This window comes from Phytohabitans maris, from assembly GCF_031085175.1.
GTDB lineage: Bacteria > Actinomycetota > Actinomycetes > Mycobacteriales > Micromonosporaceae > Phytohabitans > Phytohabitans maris.
The window spans coordinates 119,564-135,925 of sequence record NZ_JAVHUY010000005.1; the positions used below are offsets into that span (position 1 = coordinate 119,564).

The following is a 16,362-nucleotide window of genomic DNA, read 5'->3' on the forward strand; positions in this document are numbered from 1 at the left end:
CCTCCAGCTTGATCAAGGTCTGTTCGGTGGAGGACGTCCCCAAGGGCACCTCGGTCGCCGCCGACGTCGACGGCACCGAGATCGCCGTGGTGCACGCCGAAGACGACAACTTCTACGCCATCCACGACGTGTGCTCGCACGCCGAGGTGCCGCTGTCGGAGGGCGAGGTCGACGGCTGCACGCTGGAGTGCTGGCTGCACGGCTCCCGCTTCGACCTGCGCACCGGCGAGCCGACCGGCCTGCCGGCCACCGAGCCCGTCCCGGTCTTCCCCGTCGAGGTCCGCGACGGCGACGTCTACGTATCGCTCACGCCTAGCAATGGAGTACAGCCGTCATGAGCACCCTGGAGATCCGTGACCTGCAGGTGTCGGTCAAGCTGCCCGAGGGGGAGCTGAAGCCTATTCTGGCGGGCGTCAACCTGACCGTGAAGGCGGGCGAGACGCACGCGATCATGGGGCCGAACGGCTCGGGCAAGTCCACCCTGGCGTACTCGATCGCCGGCCACCCCAAGTACCAGGTCACCAGCGGCTCGGTCACCCTCGACGGCGTCGACGTGCTCTCGATGACCGTCGACGAGCGGGCCCGCGCCGGCCTCTTCCTCGCGATGCAGTACCCGGTAGAGGTCCCCGGCGTCTCGGTGGCCAACTTCCTGCGTACCGCCAAGACCGCGGTCGACGGCGAGGCGCCCAAGCTGCGCACCTGGGCCGGCGAGCTGCGCGGCGCGATGGAGCGGCTGCACATGGATCCGGCCTTCGCCCAGCGCAACGTCAACGAGGGCTTCTCCGGCGGCGAGAAGAAGCGCCACGAGATCGTCCAGTTGGAGCTGCTCAAGCCGAAGGTGGCGGTGCTGGACGAGACCGACTCCGGCCTCGACATCGACGCGCTGCGCGTGGTGAGCGAGGGCGTCAACCGGGTCCGCGCCACCGGCGAGACCGGCCTGCTGCTGATCACCCACTACACCCGCATCCTCCGCTACATCCAGCCCGACTTCGTGCACGTCTTCGTGGCCGGGCGGATCGTCGAGGAGGGCGGGCCCGAGCTCGCCGAAAAGCTCGAAGCCGAGGGCTACGAGCGCTACCTGGCAGGGGCCGGACCGGCCTCGGCCTGAGAGGTACCGATGACCACCATCACGATCCCGGAGGGCATGCCGCAGTACGGCGACGTGCCCCGCTTCGACGTGGAGAAGGTGCGCGCCGACTTCCCGATCCTGGGTCGGGAGGTCAACGGCCACCCGATGGTCTACCTGGACAGCGGCAACACGTCGCAGAAGCCGCGCCAGGTGATCGACGCGATGCGGGAGCACTTCGAGCACCACAACGCCAACGTCGCCCGTTCGGTGCACCAGGTCGGCACCGAGGCGACCGAGGCGTACGAGGGGGCCCGCGCCAAGGTCGCCCGCTTCGTCAACGCCGCCAGCCCCGAGGAGATCGTCTTCGTCAAGAACGCCACCGAGGCGATCAACCTCGTGGCGTACGCGATCTCCAACTCGCCGGCCGCCTCGCGCCTCGCGCTCGGCCCGGGCGACGAGATCGTGATCTCCGAGATGGAGCACCACTCCAACATCGTGCCGTGGCAGCTGCTCTGCGAGCGCACCGGTGCGACGCTGCGGTGGTTCAAGGTGACCGACGCCGGCCGCCTCGACCTGGAAGACCTCGACGAGCTGGTCAACGAGCGCACCAAGCTCGTGTCGTACGCGCTGGTCTCCAACGTGCTCGGCACCGTCAACCCCACCTCGGCGATCACCGCGCGGGCGCACGAGGTGGGCGCGCTGGTGCTGCTCGACGCCTCCCAGGGCGTGCCGCACATCCCGGTCGACGTGGCCGACCTGGGCGCCGACTTCCTGGCGTTCACCGGGCACAAGATGTGCGGTCCCACCGGCATCGGCGTGCTCTGGGGGCGGTACGAGCTGCTGGAGCAGATGCCGCCCGTGCTCGGTGGCGGCTCGATGATCGAGACGGTCACGATGGAGCGGTCGACGTTCGCGGCGCCGCCGGCCCGGTTCGAGGCGGGCACCCCGCCGATCGCCGAGGCCGTGGGGCTGGGCGCGGCCGTCGACTACCTCACCGGCATCGGCATGGAGGCCATCCGCTGGCACGAGAAGGAGCTCGCGGCGTACGCGCTGGACGCGCTCGGCACCGTGCCCGGACTGCGGATCTTCGGCCCCACCACGCCGGTGGGCCGGGGCGGCACGATCTCGTTCGGGCTCGACGGGGTACACCCGCACGACGTGGGACAGATCCTCGACTCGGTCGGGGTGGAGGTCCGGGTGGGTCACCACTGCGCCCGCCCGCTTTGTGTGCGGTACGGCGTGCCGGCGATGACCCGCGCGTCGTTCTACCTCTATACGACGACCGACGAGGTCGACGCGCTGGTGCGCGGCCTCGAGCAGGTGCGGAAGGTGTTCGGCTGATGGAGTTCGAGCAGCTGTACCAGGAGATCATCCTGGACCACTACAAACATCCGCACGGCCGCGGCCTGCGCGAGCCGGTGACGGGCTCGTCCGTGGGCGAGGCGCACCACGTCAACCCGACCTGCGGTGACGAGGTGACCATCCGGGTCGCGGCCGATGGCGACGTGCTGGCCGACGTGTCGTACGACGGCATGGGCTGCTCGATCAGCCAGGCCTCGGCGAGCGTGCTGCACGAGCTGCTGCGCGGCCAGCACGCCGGGCAGGCGTTCAAAATCATGGACGGCTTCGTGGAGCTGATGGGCGGCCGCGGCCAGGTGACGCCGGACGAGGAGCTCCTCGGCGACGGCATCGCCTTCGCCGGCGTGGCCCGCTACCCGGCCCGCGTGAAGTGCGCGTTGCTACCGTGGATGGCGTTCAAGGACGCCGCGGTGCGAGCCGGCGTTGCCGGTTCTTCTCCGTCGGCCGCTGCTTCGGAGGTGCAGGGATCATGAGCGAGCGAACCATCGGGCTCCGTGCGTTTGGAGCCTCGTCGTCGCCTGCGGCGAAGCGAGGACGGCGATGAGTGACGCCACTGCCAACACCGCGGTCGCGGACGTGGAAGAGGCGATGAAGGACGTCGTCGACCCCGAGCTGGGCATCAACGTCGTCGACCTCGGCCTCGTCTACGGCATCCACATCGACGACGAAAACGTCGCCACCCTCGACATGACCCTGACGTCGGCCGCCTGCCCGCTGACCGACGTGATCGAGGACCAGACGAGGTCGGCGCTGCTCAGCGGCCCCGGCGGCGGCCTGGTGAAGGACTTCCGGATCAACTGGGTCTGGCTCCCGCCGTGGGGCCCGGACAAGATCACCGACGAGGGTCGCGACCAGCTGCGGGCGCTCGGCTTCAACGTCTGACCCACCGACGTATGAAACGGGGCGCCGCCGTGGGGAATCGGTCAGCCCGATGTCAGCCGCCCGGCGTCGCTCGTGGTGCGAGGTGGGTGATCCCGGTCGCGTTACCTGCCCCGGCCGTGGCGAGGTCAGCGCGGACCTCGTCGGCCTCGCGCACGCCGAGCGCCTCGAAGACCGCCAGCGCCCGCACCCACGCCGCCCGCGCCGCCGCCGGGTCGCCCAGCTCGGCGTGGGTCGTGCCCAGCTCGCGGAGGCAGACCGCCGCGCTGCGCCGCTCGTCTATCTTCTCGGCCAGCTCCAGCGCGGTGCCGAGCCGCTCCAGCGCCTCGCCGTGCCGGCCCCGGAGCCGGTGCACCCGGCCCAGTTGGGCCAGCACGGTCGCCTGTCCAATGGAGACGCCCAGGTCGACGAACATCGCGTAGCTCTCCTCGTAGCAGGCCTGCGCCTCCGGGTACCGGCCCTCCCGCTCGTGCACCTGGGCCAGGTTGTTGAGCGCGGCGGCCTGGCTGCGCCGGTTGCCGTTGTCGCGGAAGATGGCGAGCGCCTCGCGCAGGCTCGCCGCAGCCCGGTCGTACGACCCGAGTCCACAGTAGACGTCACCGAGGTTGTTGAGGCTGATCGCCTGGGCGTGCCGGTCGCCCTGGCCGCGGACGATGGCGAGGCTCCGCTCCAGCGCCTCGGCGGCCTCGGCGAGCCGGCCGAGGCTGTCGTACACGGTGCCGAGCCCGTTGAGGCAGGCCGCCTCGCCGGCCCGGTCGCCCGCGGCCGCGTACCGGTCGAGGGCCTCGCGCAGGCAGCCGAGCGCCTTCTGGTACTCGCCGCGCACCTCGAACGCCGCGCCCAGGTCGCGGTTGGCGTGCGCCTCGGCGATCGGGTCGCCGGCCCGGCGGGCGACGGCGCGGGCCACCTCGTTGACCTCGACCCAGTCGTTGAGGTAGCCGCGCACGTGGAAGAACGCGAACAGCGCGCGGGCCAGGCTGGTCGCGGCGGCGGCCGGCAGTGCCGGGGTTTCCGCGACCTGGTGTACGGCGGCCAGGAGGTTGGCCCGCTCGGACTCCAGCCAGTCGAGGGCACCGTCCACATCGGAGAACGATGTCCCGCCCTCCGCCCACTCCCCGGCGGTCGCCGGCCGCCCGTCGGCGGGGCGCAGCCGCCGGTACGCCTGCCACGCCGTGGCCGAGTACCAGCGCAGGAGCCGGACCAGCGCGCCAGTGTCCGATGTGGCCAGTGACCTGCCGAAGAGCCGCAGCAGGTCGTGCAGCCGGAAGCGACCCGGCGCCGGGCAGGCCAGCAGCTGGGAGTCGACCAGCCGGTCGAGGATCCGCTCGGCCGCGGCGGGCGGCAGGTCGAGCAGCGCGGCGGCGGCCGGCACGCTCAGGTCGGCCGCGTCGGGGAGGGCGATCAGCGGGAACGCCCGTGCGGCCGCCCGGTCGTCCGCCTCCGCGCCGTCGTGCAGCAGTTCGTAGCTGACCTGGAAACTGGAGCGCACGCCCAGCTCGCCGATGCTCAGCTCGTCCAGCCGGCGGCGGGTGTCGGAGAGGCGCTCGGCCAGCTCCCGTACCGGCCACGAAGGGCGGGCGGCGAGCCGTGCGCCGGCGATCCGCAGCGCCAGCGGGAGGCAGCCGCACCAGGTGGCCACCCGCTGCGCGCCGCCCGGGTCGGCGGCCACCCGGTCGGCGCCGGCGAGGCGGCTCAGCAGCAGCATCGCGTCGACCGGCGAGAGCACGTCGAGGTGGAGGTGTGCCGCGTTGTCCAGGGTGGACAGTATCGGGCGGCTGGTGAGCAGTACCGCGGTGTGCGGGCCGGCCGGCAGCAGCGGGCGGACCTGCTCGGCGTCCTGCGCGTTGTCCAGCAGGACGAGCAGCCGGCGCCCCGCCGCGACCGCCCGGAACGCGGCGCTCGCTTCGTCCACCGTGGTGATGTCCGAGTCGCGGGCGCCGAGGGCGCGCAGGAACCGGCCGAGTACCTCCAGCGGCGGCAGCGGGCGCAGTCCGGCGGTGGCGCCCTGCAGGTCGACGTAGAGCTGCCCGTCCGGGAAGCGGTGCGCGAGCCGGTGCGCCAGGTACACGGCGAGGGCGGACTTGCCGACGCCGCCCGGCCCGGAGATGGCGACCAGCGGCGCGGGGCGCAGCGGGGAGATGGCGAGGCGGGCCCGGGCGGTGGTGACCTCGCGGTGCCGCCCGGTGAACGCGGCGATGTCCGGCGGCAGCTGCCGGGGCGCCGGCGGTCCCGCGCGTACGGCACCGGGCTCGCCGGGCGGGTCGAGTGCCGGGTCGGCGGAGAGGATCTGGCGCTGGAGCCGTTGCAGCGCCTGGCCGGGCTCGACGCCGAGGTCGGCCACGAGCCGCCGGCGCAGCTGGCGAAACGTCTCCAGCGCCTCGGCCTGCCGCCCGGACCGGTAGAGCGCGAGCATCGCCAGCTCGTGCAGCCGTTCGCGGAGCGGCTGCTCGGCGGCGGCCGCGGCGAGCGCGGGCAGCGTACCGGCGTGCTCGCCGAGTGTGAGCCGCGCCTGGGCCCAGTGCTCCAGCAGGGTGAGCCGCCGCTCGGCGATGTCGGCCAATGTGGACTCGGCCGCGGCGCCGAGCTCCAGCCCGTCGAGCGGCCGGCCGCGCCACAGGCCGAGCGCCCGCTCCCACCGGTCGGCCGCGCCGGCCAGGTCGCCGCGGGCCGCCGCGCGGTGCCCCTCGCCGGCGAGCCGGTCGAAGAGGAGCACGTCCAGGTCGTACGGGTCGACCTGGAGCTGGTATCCGGGCGGGCGCGCGGTCAGCCCGGTCAGCCCCAGCGAGGTGCGCAGGCTGGAGACGTGGGTGCGGAGCGCGCCGGCGGCCGTCCGGGGCGGCTTGAGCGGCCACAGCGCGTCGGTGAGCGTGCTGACCCCGACCGGCCGGTTGGCGTGGAGCAGCAGCAGGGCGAGCAGGGTGCGCGGCTTGGTCGCGGTGAGCGGCACGGTCCGGCCCTCCGCCCCCTCCACCTCCAGCGGACCGAGAATGCGGAACGTGACCATACCTACCCCGCTCCGTCGCTCGGCGTAGCCTCGCGACTCCCGCTCATTGCCTACCCCGCTCCGTCGCTCGGCGCTCGTCCGCCGCTGGCCTCAAGGTCCGTAGCCTCGCGACTCCCGCTCATTGCCTACCCCGCTCCGTCGCTCGGCGCTCGTCCGCCGCTGGCCTCAAGGTCCGTAGCCTCGCGACTCCCGCTCATTGCCTACCCCGCTCCGTCGCCCCACCCCTCGACCGGATCCACGCGCCCGGCGCCAGATGGTTCAACCGTCAACAAAAAAATCATTCGTCCCGGCGGTACGGGTGACGCAGACTGGCGGCGTGATCGAGTCGAAGACCTTCCGCGTCCCTGTCGCCGCCGCCCTCGCCGGCACGCGACAGCAGCGTGGCGGGTCGCCGGCTGCGATCCCGCACCCACGATCGTGACCGGCGCGTTCGTCGACGGGGTGGTCGCCGGCTACGGCGTGGCCGTCCCGGTCGGCGCGATCGCGATCCTGATCATGGGGCTGGCGGCGCGTACCTCGTTCCGGGTCGGTGCCGCCGCGGCCCTGGGCGTGGCCACCGCCGACGGGCTGTACGCGCTCGCCGCGGTGGTCGGCGGCGCGGCCCTCGCCGGCGTGATCGAGCCGGCCGCCGCGCCCCTGCGCTGGGTGGCCGTGGCCGTGCTGCTCGGGCTGGCGGCGCGCACCGCGTACACCGCCGTCCGGCACCACCGCGACCCGGCCCGCGCGGCCCGCTCGGACGCCGGTCTCGCCTCGCCGGTACGGGCGTACGCGGGGCTGCTGGGGCTCACCCTCCTCAACCCGATGACGATCGTCTACTTCGGAGCGCTCGTGCTCGGCCGGCAGGCGGCGGAGAGCCTGAGCGCCGGGGGAGAGGCGCTCTTCGTGGCGGGCGCGTTCCTGGCGTCGGCGAGCTGGCAACTCGTCATCGCGGGCAGCGGCACGCTCGTCGGGCGGCTGCTGACCGGGCCGCGTGGCCGGCTGGCAACCGCCCTCGTGTCGAGCGCGCTGATCGTCGCCCTGGCGGCGGGCACCGCCCTATCCTGAGTAGACCTCCATCTCGTACAGGGAATAGCCGTAGGAGGTGGCCCGGCGGACGCCGACCATCCGCACGTAGCGCGCGGTGGTCGGGGTGAAGGCGTCGTTGTCGGTGCCGCCGTTGCCGGCGGCGGTTGACCACGCCGTGGTCCAGCTCGTCCCGTCGGTCGAGGTCTCGATGCGGTACGACGACGCGTGCGCCGCCTCCCACCGGAGGATCACCCGCCCCACGGTACGAGCCGATCCTAAGTCGACGGTCAGCGACTGGTTGTCGGTCCACGAGCTGGCCCACCGGCTGCCCGGGTCGCCGTCGAACGCCCGGGCCGCCACGTGCGGCGACTGCGTGCCGGTCGCGGTCGCCGGGCGCCCCGCGGCCAGGTTGCCGATGTCCTGCCCGCGCCCGGCCGGAAACGACACCACCTGCTGGTACGTCGGCCGGTTCTGCCAGGCGATGATCGGCGAGGTGATGCCGCCGAGCGGTGAGTGCACGATCGCGTCGGCGCACCACTGGTCGCCGGCCGAGCAGTGGTCGTCACCGGGGTACACAGTGGACGCTGGCTGGGCGGCGGCGGCCCGCAGCGTGTCGAGCAGCACCGTGCGGCAGGCGGCCAGGTCGCCGTTGCCGCAGTACGCCCGGCCGAGCCCACCCTGCACCGGCTCGCCGAGCACCCGACGGATGTCCTTGTCCACATAGCCCCACCAGCCGTACTGGAAGGCGGAGCCCTTGTGCGGCTGCGCCTCGTTCGCCGATCCGGGGAAGCTGGACGTCTCACCGGTCTGGTGGCCGGAGGGCGACTCGTTGATCTGGATGGCGTTGACCAGCGACTGGTACAGGTCGGGGCCGAGGCCGGGCTTGAACTGTCCGCTCACGAGCAGCGGCCACCACGCGTCGAAGACCCGGATCGCGGCCCCGTGCTGGTACGCCTTCGAGCCGGCCGAGGTCTCCTTACGGGTGGCGCCGGCCTGCTGCCAGGCTTTCAGCTGGGTCACGGTGGAGGCGAGCGTGGCGTCGGTGACCGGCTGGCTCTCGATGACCCGGATCAGGTCGTCGAGCACCTCCTTGCCGCGCAGGTCCACTGTGGCCGCGTTCTCCACGATGCGTACGACGGCGGCCCGGTCCAGCTTTTGACCGGCGCCCAGCGCGGCCTTCACCGGCGTGTCCAGCAGTTCGCCCCGGTGCACCGAGCCGAAGCTGAAGTTGCCGTCCGCCGCCCCGAAGTCGCGGGCCTGCTTGTTGTTCCAGGAGACGTAGTAGTCCTGGCCGATCGACTGCGGGTGCGCGGCGGCCGGAGCGAAGCCGGTCCACTCGTACTGCGCGGCCATCGGCAGGTTGGGGTTGGAGCCGGCCGCCCGCACCGGGTTGCGCCCCGAGTTGAAGTACGCCGACTGGGTCGAGTTGACGTAGAACCAGTTGAACGCGTACTCCACGTTGGACGCCGCGGCGGCGAAGGCACTGGCGCTGCCCATCGCCGCCGGGTCGTTGAAGATCTGGAAGCCGATCGCCGAGTGCGCCTCCCGGCCGTACGTGGAGCGGCGCTGGGCGAACGCGTACGGCTGCCCGTCCACCGTGCCCCGCCAGGCGACCAGGCCGAGCGCGGTGCGCCAGGCGACGATGCGGTACGAGCCGGCGGGCGTGCCGTCGGCGACGGTGGGGTTCCAGGAGTTGACGTGCGACAGCTCCTCCATCGCCTTGCACTGTCCCTGGTGGAGGTACCGGTTGCTGGCGAGCGTCGGGGCCGTGCCGTCGGTCGTGCACAGCGGCAGCGCGTACGTGTCGGTGATGTCCTGGATGGACGACGTGGCGCTCCACGCGTAGTCCTGGCCCCGGCCGAGCAGCACGTAGAGGCTGACCCCGGCGAACGCGACCCCCCGCGCGCTGATTCCGGGCCCCTGCAGCTCCTGCATGAGCAGCAGCTGCGGGGAGAAGTAGCCGGTCTGCGGCCCGAAGACCGCCACCGGGTGGCCCGAGGTGGTGTGCTGGCCGGAGATGACGACCGCGTTCGACATGCCGCGGTGGGCCGCGCCGATGGACAGCTCGGAGAGCGCGACCGCGCCGTCCGTCGCCGACCCGGTCTGGTCCCTGATCACCGGCTCAGGCTGGACCGAGCCGGCGTCCGGCATCACCACGCTGGGCGCGTCGTCCGGCGCCGAGCCGTACGGGAAGCTCTGCCCGTCGTGGAGGGTCAGCACGGTCTCCGGGTCGTTCTGCGAGCGGAACGCCCGCCACACCGCGTCGCCCTCGGTCGGGCCGTACTTGGCGCGTGCGGCGATGCGGACCAGCGCGGACTGCATCTCGCTGCCGCCGCCACCGCCGAAGAGCCCGCCGACGACGCCGGCGATGGCGATGAGGTCGGTCATCGTGAAGGGCTCCGGCCCGCCCTCGTTGGTGATCGCGTCGAGGTGGCCGGTGAGCACGTACTCGCCGGGGCAGTTGCGGCCGGCCATGCACGCGGAGATGTAGGCGTTGACGCCGGCGATGTACGCCTCGACGTCCGAGTGGAGCTGCTCGCCCCGCGACCCCTGCTGGCGCAGCGCGGCGACCTGGGCCTGGAGGTCGGCCTCGGTGTACGGCGAGTTGCGCCAGACGCTCTGCTCCAGCGCGCGGTTGCCGGGCGCGCCGCCGGCGAACGGGGTGAGCGTGCCCCGCCCGACGTGCCGCAGCAGGTCCATGGTGAAGAGGCGGTCCTCGGCACCGGCGTACCCGGCCCCGAACATCGTGCCGGACCGGGTCGTGCCGGTGATGTGCGGCGTGCCGGTCGCCTTGTCCCGCACCACGGTCACGTCGGCGCGCGGCTGGTACGTGCGCTCGACCTGCCCGGCCGGGACGCCGAACGAGGCGTTGTTGAAGTAGCTGCCGATCTGGCCGTCGGTGAGCCCGGCGTAGTTGTAGACGAGGTTGGCGTACTCGTCGATCTGGTCCGCCGAGTGCGCGGGGCGGGTGCCGAGCGCCTGGTGGGCGAGGATCTCGACGAGCGTGGCGTTGCCGTTCTGGCCGGGCGGGAGGATGTCGGAGCACTGCTCCAGGCAGTAGTCGTTGGCCGCCAGGACGGCGGCGGCCTGCGCTTGCGCGGCTTCGGCGGTGGTTCGCGCGGGGACGATGAGGGCGGTCGTCGCGGTGAGCAGCGCCGCGGCGAGGACCGGGAGGGAGGCGGGTCTGCGCATGGCGATCCTCATGACTGTTAATATGTGAGGAACATTCGTGTACCGGATGGTAACTTGCCAAGCGGTGCCGTGCCTAGAGGTTCTTCAATGCCTCTCGGGCCGAGAGCGGGGCCAGCCGGTGACCCGCCACATATGTCCGGACTGCCGCCGGTTCCGTCTTCGCGTACTCGCGCAGCGCCCAGCCGATCGCCTTGCGCACGAAGAAGTCGGTGTGGCCGGCCTGCCGCGTGCAGTACCGGAAGAGCCGCTCCGCGTCCGTCCGCTCCTTGTAGCGCAGCTGGTGCAGGATCGCCGTACGCACCAGCCACTTGTCCTTGTCGGCCACCCACTCGTCCATCGTGGACACCAGCGCCGGATGCGCGGAGACGAGCGCCCCGACCAGGTGCGCGGCGAGGATGTCCACTGTGTCCCACCACGGCTTGGTCACGGCGAGGAAGCGGGCGGTCTCCAGAAACCCGGCCGAGCACGCCCGCGCGTGCCGGCGCAGCAGGCCGCAGGCGAAGTACTGGTACTCCCGCTCCGGCAGGGCCCAGCACGCTTCGGCCACGTCCCGCAGATCGTCTTCGCTCGGGCGGGGCAGCCCGTCGAGCACCTCCCGCGCGAGCACCCGCTGCACCGGCGCCTGGATGCCGAGGAACGGGAACTGGTCCCGCATGTACGCCGCCATCGCCGGCCCGCGATCCGGGTCGCGGGCACCGCCGTACACCCGGGTCAGGCGGCCCAGGACCGCGGTGGCGAGCGGCGTCATAGCCTGATCATGCCGTACCGTCGGGCCCATGGGCAGTCGACCGGCCGCGGGCGGCGGGCGCTGGGTCGACGTCGACCCCGAGCGCCTGGCGAGGTGGGTCGAGGGCTTCGCGGCCCGCCACGGCCCGGCGGAGCCGGTGGTCTCCGACGTCGGCGTCGCACTGCGGGCCCCGGACGGCGCGGTGGCCGAGATCCATGCCCCACCCGGCGTGACCGGCTACACCGACCTGCCCTCCTTCGTGGCCGCCTCGCTTACGCCGCACCGGCTGGGACTGCTGCTGGCCCGCAAAGGTGCGGTGGCGGTGGGGATCGCGCTCGGCGACCGGATCGAGGCGTCCAAGGTGGACACCAGCTACGTGCAGAGCCGCACCGCGGCGGGCGGCTGGTCGCAGCAGCGCTTCGCCCGCCGCCGGGAAAACCAGGCGAAGGCCGCCGCCGGCGACGCCGCCGACCTGGCCGCGCGGGTGCTGCTCCCGGCCGAGGCGACGCTGGCCGCCCTGGTCTGCGGCGGCGACCGCCGCACGGTCGACACGATCCTCACCGACCGGCGCCTGGCCCCGCTCGCCGCCCTCCGCGCCGAACGCCACCTCCAGGTCCCCGACCCTCGCCACGCCGTACTTGTGGACGCGATCCGCGCCGCCCGCGCCGTCTCCATCCACCTCCCTCCGCCGTAGTCCCTGGCACTCCCCGACCAGGACGCCCTCAGACACCCGTCGCGCGCCCGCAGAGGCGATCGTGGTATTTCAGTGCCCCTCGGGGGGCAGCCAAGTACCACGATCTCTTGCGCGTGACGATGTCGATCAGCCAAGACCTGCCACCCACGCCAGCGTGCCCTGCGCGAGCCACCTCAGCCGCTCCCGCGAGCGGGGCGGCAGCCCGGCGCCCGTGTGGCGACGGACCGCGTCGATCCCGACCACCCGCGGGCGCTGTAGCCCACCGGCCGCGGCACGTCCTCGACGCCGCGGGCGATCGGTGGGAAGAGCGGGTTGGTCAGGTCGGGATCACCAGGCCGACGCTGGCCGAACGGGCGGCGCGCGATCGGGTTGGGCCGGTAGCCGGGTAAGAGCCCGTCACGCTCCGTCCCTCCCACGAACGGGCGACGGCACGGCCACGGGCGGCCGCCACCGGGCCCGAGCCGTCGCGCCGGCCACACCGAGTGGCAGCAGCAGTGCGGCCGCGACACCGAACACCAGCCCGAACCGGCCCGCCTCCACCGGCGGGCCGCCGGCCACCGCGGCGAGCGCACTGCCGGTGAAGAGCGCGCCGGCGAACAGCGACACGGCCGTCAGCCCGGCCTCCGGCACCACCTCGGTGGCCCAGGTCTGCATCGTGGAGTGCATCGAGGCCCAGGCCGCGCCGATCAGCAGGCAGACGAACGCGCCGGCGACCGGCGTCGCGGTGAACGCGGCCACCACGCAGCCGATCGCGGCCAGGGCGGCGCCGGCCGCGATGAGGGCGGCGGCGGGCACCCGCTGCTGGAGGCGGCCGACGATCGGGGCGCAGATGAGCACGGCAACGCCGTACGCCGCGGTGACGCCGCCGGCCAGCGCCGCGCCGCTGCCGGTGGCACCCACCGCCGCCGGCAGGAACGTCAGCACGCCCAGCAGAATGCCACCCTCCACAGTGGCCAGCAGCAGGAGCGTGCGGGCGGGACCGGAGCGGAGCACCGCGCGGAGCGGGGCGAAGATGCCGTCGGCGGCCGCACGCGGGGCCGGCAGCTCGGGCAGCCGACTCAGCACCAGACAGGCGACCAGGGCCGTCGTACCCGTGAAAAGGAACGCGGACCGCCAGCCGACCGTGGCGGCCAAGGCCCCCGCACCCGCCGTCGCCGCGGCTGTGCCGAGGGCGACACCGGCCATCAGGCCGGTGATGTCGCGGTGGCGGCGCCCCGGCGCCGCGGTGGCGCCGGCGTAGAAGAGCGCGGCGGGCACGGCCGCGCTGAAGCCGGCGCCGGCGACCAGGCGGAAGGCCACGAGCGACGCGGCGTCCGTGGCCAGCGCGGTGCCCGCGGTGGTCAGCGCCGCCAGGAGTACGGCGAGCCGGAGTGACCGGACCACGCCGAGCCGGCTGCCGAGGAGGCCCCAGACGGGCTGCATCAGGCCGTACGCGAGGAAGTAGGCGCCGGCCGCGCTGGCCACCCCGGCCACCGGGACGCCGAGGTCATGCGAGATGGCCAGCAGCATGGGCGGCATCGCGAACCGGTCGAGTGTGCTGGCGAGCGCGGTGAACTGCAGCAGCCGGGTGTGCCGCGTCATGCCGCTGACGGTCCACTGAGGAACCGGCCGTCGACGAGACCGGAGCCGGGCGCGAGCGGGGACGTGTCCGGGTCGGCCTCGACGGCGTGCCGTTCACCGTTGATCGTCAGCTCGTAGCAACCGATTGCACGAGTCTACCGTCAGAGCGCGTCGCCGAACGTGTCGCACTGCGTCGGGTCGCCGGTCTGGTACCCGCGGCCGAACCACTCCTGCCGCTGCGCCGACGTACCGTGCGTGAACTGCGACTCGTCGATCCGCCCGCCCGACTTCCGCTGGAGCGTGTCGTCGCCGATCGCGGCCGCGGTGTCCAGCCCCTCCTGGATGTCCTGCTGGGTGATGCTCTTGAAGATCTTCTGCCCGCTGGAGTCGGTCGAGCCGGTCATGCCCTTGGCCGCCGCGCCCGCGTAGCAGTCCGCCTGGAGCTCCAGCATCACCGAGAGCTGGTTGGCGTTGCCCGGGTCGCGCTGCTGCTGGCGGCGCATCTGCGCCTCGGTGCCGAGCAGGTCCTGCACGTGGTGGCCGTACTCGTGGGCCAGCACGTACGGCTGGGCGAACTCGCCCGGCGCGCCGAGCTGGTCCGCGAGCTGCTCGTAGAAGGAGAGGTCGATGTACACGCGGTCGTCCGCCGGGCAGTAGAACGGCCCCACGCCCGAGTCGGCCGTGCCGCAGCCCGTGCTCACCGCCTGGCTGAAGAGCACCGTGTCGGCCTGCTGGTACGGCTTGCCGAAGTGCTGGGGGAGCGCCGTCTGCCAGTACGCCTGGACCGCGTTCACGTAGAGCGTGTTGCGGCAGTCGAGCTGGTCGAGCGCGTTCTGCGCCGCGCACCGCTGCTCCAGCGCGGTGTTGTCGCCCTGCCCCTCGTCACCGCCGGTGATCTGGGTCAGGCCCGCGCCGCCGCCGGCCAGGACCACCAGAAGCGCCACGACGAGGCCGATCCACCCACCCTTGCCGCTCGGCAGCGGGATGCCGCCGAGTCCGCCTCCGCCGCGCGACCCGCGCCGGTCCTCGACCTGGCTGGTGTCGATCCGGGCATCTTCGTTGAGCTCCACCCGAGCACGGTACCCAGTGATCTTGGTTCTTACTCGGTTGGGACCCCACGCCTCGCCGGGTAGAATCGCTGCCGTGCTGCTCTGCGAAGGCTGAGCCTCTCCGGGCCGACCGGGTCGATGACCGGCCGGCCCTTTGGTGCGCCCTGAGTCAGCCTTCGACCACGAGAGTGAGAGTTAGCCACATGATCACCGCTACCAGCCTGGAGCTTCGCGCCGGCTCCCGGATCCTGCTGTCCGACGCCACGCTGCGCGTGCAGCCGGGCGACCGGATCGGCCTGGTCGGCCGCAACGGCGCCGGAAAGACCACCACGCTCAAGGTGCTCGCCGGCGAGGGCCTGCCCTACACCGGCACCGTCGACCGGCGCAGCGCAGTCGGCTACCTGCCCCAGGACCCGCGCACCGGCGACCTGGAGGTCACCGCCCGCGACCGCGTGCTCTCCGCCCGCGGCCTGGACACGCTCCTGGCCGAGATGAAGGCCATGGAGGGCAAGCTGGCCGACGACGAGCGCGCGCTCCGCCGCTACGGCACGCTCGAGGACCAGTTCGCCTCCCTCGGCGGGTACGCGGCGGAGGCCGAAGCCGCCCGGATCTGCGCCAACCTCGGGCTGCCCGACCGGGTGCTCGCCCAGACCATCGGCACCCTCTCCGGCGGCCAGCGGCGCCGGATCGAGCTGGCCCGCATCCTCTTTCGCGACGCGGGCGAAGACGGGGCCGGCATCCTGCTGCTCGACGAGCCGACCAACCACCTCGACGCCGACTCGATCACCTGGCTGCGCGGATACATGGCCGCGCACAAGGGCGGGCTCGTGGTGATCAGCCACGACGTGTCCCTGCTCGACGCGGTGGTCAACAAGGTCTGGTACCTGGACGCCAACCGCTCGGTCGTCGACGTCTACAACGTGGGCTGGAAGAAGTACCTGGAGCAGCGGGAGACCGACGAGCGGCGGCGCAAGCGGGAGCGGGCCAACGCCGAGAAGAAGGCCGGCGCGCTCATGGCCCAGGCGGACAAGATGCGGGCCAAGGCCACGAAGACCGTCGCCGCGCAAAACATGGCCCGCCGCGCCGAAAAGCTCCTCTCCGGCCTGGAGGAGGAGCGGGTCGCCGACAAGGTCGCCAAGGTGCGCTTTCCGACCCCGGCCGCCTGCGGGCGTACGCCGCTGACCGCGACCGGGCTCTCCAAGTCGTACGGCTCGCTGGAGATCTTCACGGACGTCGACGTGGCCGTCGACCGCGGCTCCCGGGTCGCGATCCTCGGCCTCAACGGCGCCGGCAAGACCACGCTGCTGCGCATCCTCGGCGGGCTGCTGCGGCCGGACACCGGCGAGGTGGTGGCCGGGCACGGGCTGCGGATCGGGTACTACGCGCAGGAGCACGAGACGCTCGACGTGGAGCGCAGCGTCCTGGAGCACATGCGCAGCGCCGCGTTCGAGCAGTCCGACACCGACCTGCGCAAGATCCTCGGTGCGTTCCTCTTCTCCGGCGACGACGTCGACAAGCCGGCAGGGGTCCTCTCCGGCGGCGAGAAGACCCGGCTGGCGCTGGCCACCCTGGTCTGCTCCGGCGCCAACGTCCTGCTGCTCGACGAGCCGACCAACAACCTCGACCCGGTCAGCCGCGAGCAGGTCCTCGACGCGATCGCCCGCTACCCTGGCGCGATCGTGCTGGTCACCCACGACCCGGGGGCCGTGCAGGCGCTCAAGCCCGACCGCGCCATCCTGCTCCCGGACGGCGACGAGGACGCCTGGAGCGACGACCTCCTGGAACTCGTCGAACTCGCCTAGCGCGCCGCTCCGCGGCCGGCCC

13 protein-coding genes are annotated in these 16,362 nt (G+C 72.9%); 8 read left to right on the plus strand and 5 right to left on the minus strand.

The window, feature by feature from the left end; genetic code table 11:
- The first annotated feature begins 8 nt into the window (after positions 1 to 8).
- Genes RB614_RS06855 through RB614_RS06875 form a run of 5 tightly spaced genes read left to right on the plus strand, consistent with a single transcriptional unit; the run spans position 9 to position 3,310 of the window.
- Positions 9 to 338 carry a non-heme iron oxygenase ferredoxin subunit gene (locus RB614_RS06855; protein ID WP_308711642.1) on the plus strand — a complete coding sequence of 110 codons (330 nt, stop codon included), beginning with the start codon at positions 9 to 11 and terminating at the stop codon, positions 336 to 338.
- A complete protein-coding gene (gene sufC / locus RB614_RS06860; RefSeq protein WP_308711515.1) occupies positions 335 to 1,108 on the plus strand; it encodes a Fe-S cluster assembly ATPase SufC in 774 nt (257 codons plus the stop codon). Before RB614_RS06855 ends, sufC begins: the two co-directional genes overlap by 4 nt.
- A 9-nt stretch (positions 1,109 to 1,117) precedes the next feature.
- Positions 1,118 to 2,410, plus strand: a complete 1,293-nt coding sequence (locus RB614_RS06865; RefSeq protein ID WP_308711516.1) for a cysteine desulfurase — start codon at positions 1,118 to 1,120, stop codon at positions 2,408 to 2,410.
- Positions 2,410 to 2,901, plus strand: coding sequence for a Fe-S cluster assembly sulfur transfer protein SufU (sufU, locus tag RB614_RS06870; RefSeq protein WP_308711517.1), 492 nt, complete (start codon positions 2,410 to 2,412; stop codon positions 2,899 to 2,901). The genes RB614_RS06865 and sufU overlap by 1 nt, the downstream gene beginning before the upstream one ends.
- Positions 2,876 to 3,310: a metal-sulfur cluster assembly factor gene (locus RB614_RS06875; protein ID WP_428982951.1), complete on the plus strand. Its 435-nt coding sequence runs from the start codon at positions 2,876 to 2,878 to the stop codon at positions 3,308 to 3,310. The genes sufU and RB614_RS06875 overlap by 26 nt, the downstream gene beginning before the upstream one ends.
- Positions 3,311 to 3,362: 52 nt before the next feature.
- Here RB614_RS06875 and RB614_RS06880 read toward each other — a convergent pair whose 3' ends face one another.
- Positions 3,363 to 6,311, minus strand: a complete 2,949-nt coding sequence (locus RB614_RS06880; protein WP_308711518.1) for an AfsR/SARP family transcriptional regulator — start codon at positions 6,309 to 6,311, stop codon at positions 3,363 to 3,365.
- Positions 6,312 to 6,728: 417 nt separating this feature from the next.
- On the opposite strand from RB614_RS06880, the gene RB614_RS06885 reads away from it, so the two are divergent.
- Positions 6,729 to 7,355, plus strand: a complete 627-nt coding sequence (locus RB614_RS06885; protein ID WP_308711519.1) for a LysE family transporter — start codon at positions 6,729 to 6,731, stop codon at positions 7,353 to 7,355.
- Here RB614_RS06885 and RB614_RS06890 read toward each other — a convergent pair.
- Both RB614_RS06890 and RB614_RS06895 read right to left on the minus strand, forming a co-directional pair.
- On the minus strand, positions 7,347 to 10,520 hold the full coding sequence (locus RB614_RS06890; RefSeq protein WP_308711520.1) for a penicillin acylase family protein: 3,174 nt from the start codon (positions 10,518 to 10,520) through the stop codon (positions 7,347 to 7,349). The two genes, RB614_RS06885 and RB614_RS06890, sit on opposite strands and share 9 nt — an antisense overlap.
- A 61-nt stretch (positions 10,521 to 10,581) precedes the next feature.
- Entirely contained in the window at positions 10,582 to 11,256 is a 675-nt protein-coding gene (locus tag RB614_RS06895) for a DNA alkylation repair protein (protein WP_308711521.1), read from the minus strand.
- Positions 11,257 to 11,284: 28 nt separating this feature from the next.
- On the opposite strand from RB614_RS06895, the gene RB614_RS06900 reads away from it, so the two are divergent.
- A complete protein-coding gene (locus tag RB614_RS06900; protein WP_308711522.1) occupies positions 11,285 to 11,929 on the plus strand; it encodes an acVLRF1 family peptidyl-tRNA hydrolase in 645 nt (214 codons plus the stop codon).
- A gap of 396 nt (positions 11,930 to 12,325) precedes the next feature.
- Here the strand turns inward: RB614_RS06900 and RB614_RS06905 are convergent, their stop codons facing one another.
- Both RB614_RS06905 and ypfJ read right to left on the minus strand, forming a co-directional pair.
- Positions 12,326 to 13,510, minus strand: a complete 1,185-nt coding sequence (locus RB614_RS06905; protein ID WP_308711523.1) for an MFS transporter — start codon at positions 13,508 to 13,510, stop codon at positions 12,326 to 12,328.
- Between the two features lie 140 nt (positions 13,511 to 13,650).
- Positions 13,651 to 14,559, minus strand: coding sequence for a KPN_02809 family neutral zinc metallopeptidase (gene ypfJ / locus RB614_RS06910; RefSeq protein ID WP_308711524.1), 909 nt, complete (start codon positions 14,557 to 14,559; stop codon positions 13,651 to 13,653).
- 182 nt (positions 14,560 to 14,741) lie between these two features.
- Here ypfJ and RB614_RS06915 point away from each other — a divergent pair, with 182 nt between their 5' ends.
- Positions 14,742 to 16,340 (plus strand): ABC-F family ATP-binding cassette domain-containing protein, encoded by a 1,599-nt coding sequence (locus RB614_RS06915; RefSeq protein WP_308711525.1) that lies wholly within the window; start codon positions 14,742 to 14,744, stop codon positions 16,338 to 16,340.
- Positions 16,341 to 16,362: the final 22 nt, after the last annotated feature.

Excerpts from the sequence above, each read along its gene's own strand:
- sufC (WP_308711515.1), top strand. The coding sequence starts at position 335 with ATGAGCACCCTGGAGATCCGTGACCTGCAGGTGTCGGTCAAGCTGCCC.
- RB614_RS06865 (WP_308711516.1), top strand. The coding sequence starts at position 1,118 with ATGACCACCATCACGATCCCGGAGGGCATGCCGCAGTACGGCGACGTG.
- sufU (WP_308711517.1), top strand. The coding sequence starts at position 2,410 with ATGGAGTTCGAGCAGCTGTACCAGGAGATCATCCTGGACCACTACAAA.
- RB614_RS06880 (WP_308711518.1), bottom strand. The coding sequence starts at position 6,311 with ATGGTCACGTTCCGCATTCTCGGTCCGCTGGAGGTGGAGGGGGCGGAG.
- RB614_RS06890 (WP_308711520.1), bottom strand. The coding sequence starts at position 10,520 with ATGAGGATCGCCATGCGCAGACCCGCCTCCCTCCCGGTCCTCGCCGCG.
- RB614_RS06895 (WP_308711521.1), bottom strand. The coding sequence starts at position 11,256 with ATGACGCCGCTCGCCACCGCGGTCCTGGGCCGCCTGACCCGGGTGTAC.
- RB614_RS06900 (WP_308711522.1), top strand. The coding sequence starts at position 11,285 with ATGGGCAGTCGACCGGCCGCGGGCGGCGGGCGCTGGGTCGACGTCGAC.
- RB614_RS06905 (WP_308711523.1), bottom strand. The coding sequence starts at position 13,510 with ATGACGCGGCACACCCGGCTGCTGCAGTTCACCGCGCTCGCCAGCACA.
- RB614_RS06915 (WP_308711525.1), top strand. The coding sequence starts at position 14,742 with ATGATCACCGCTACCAGCCTGGAGCTTCGCGCCGGCTCCCGGATCCTG.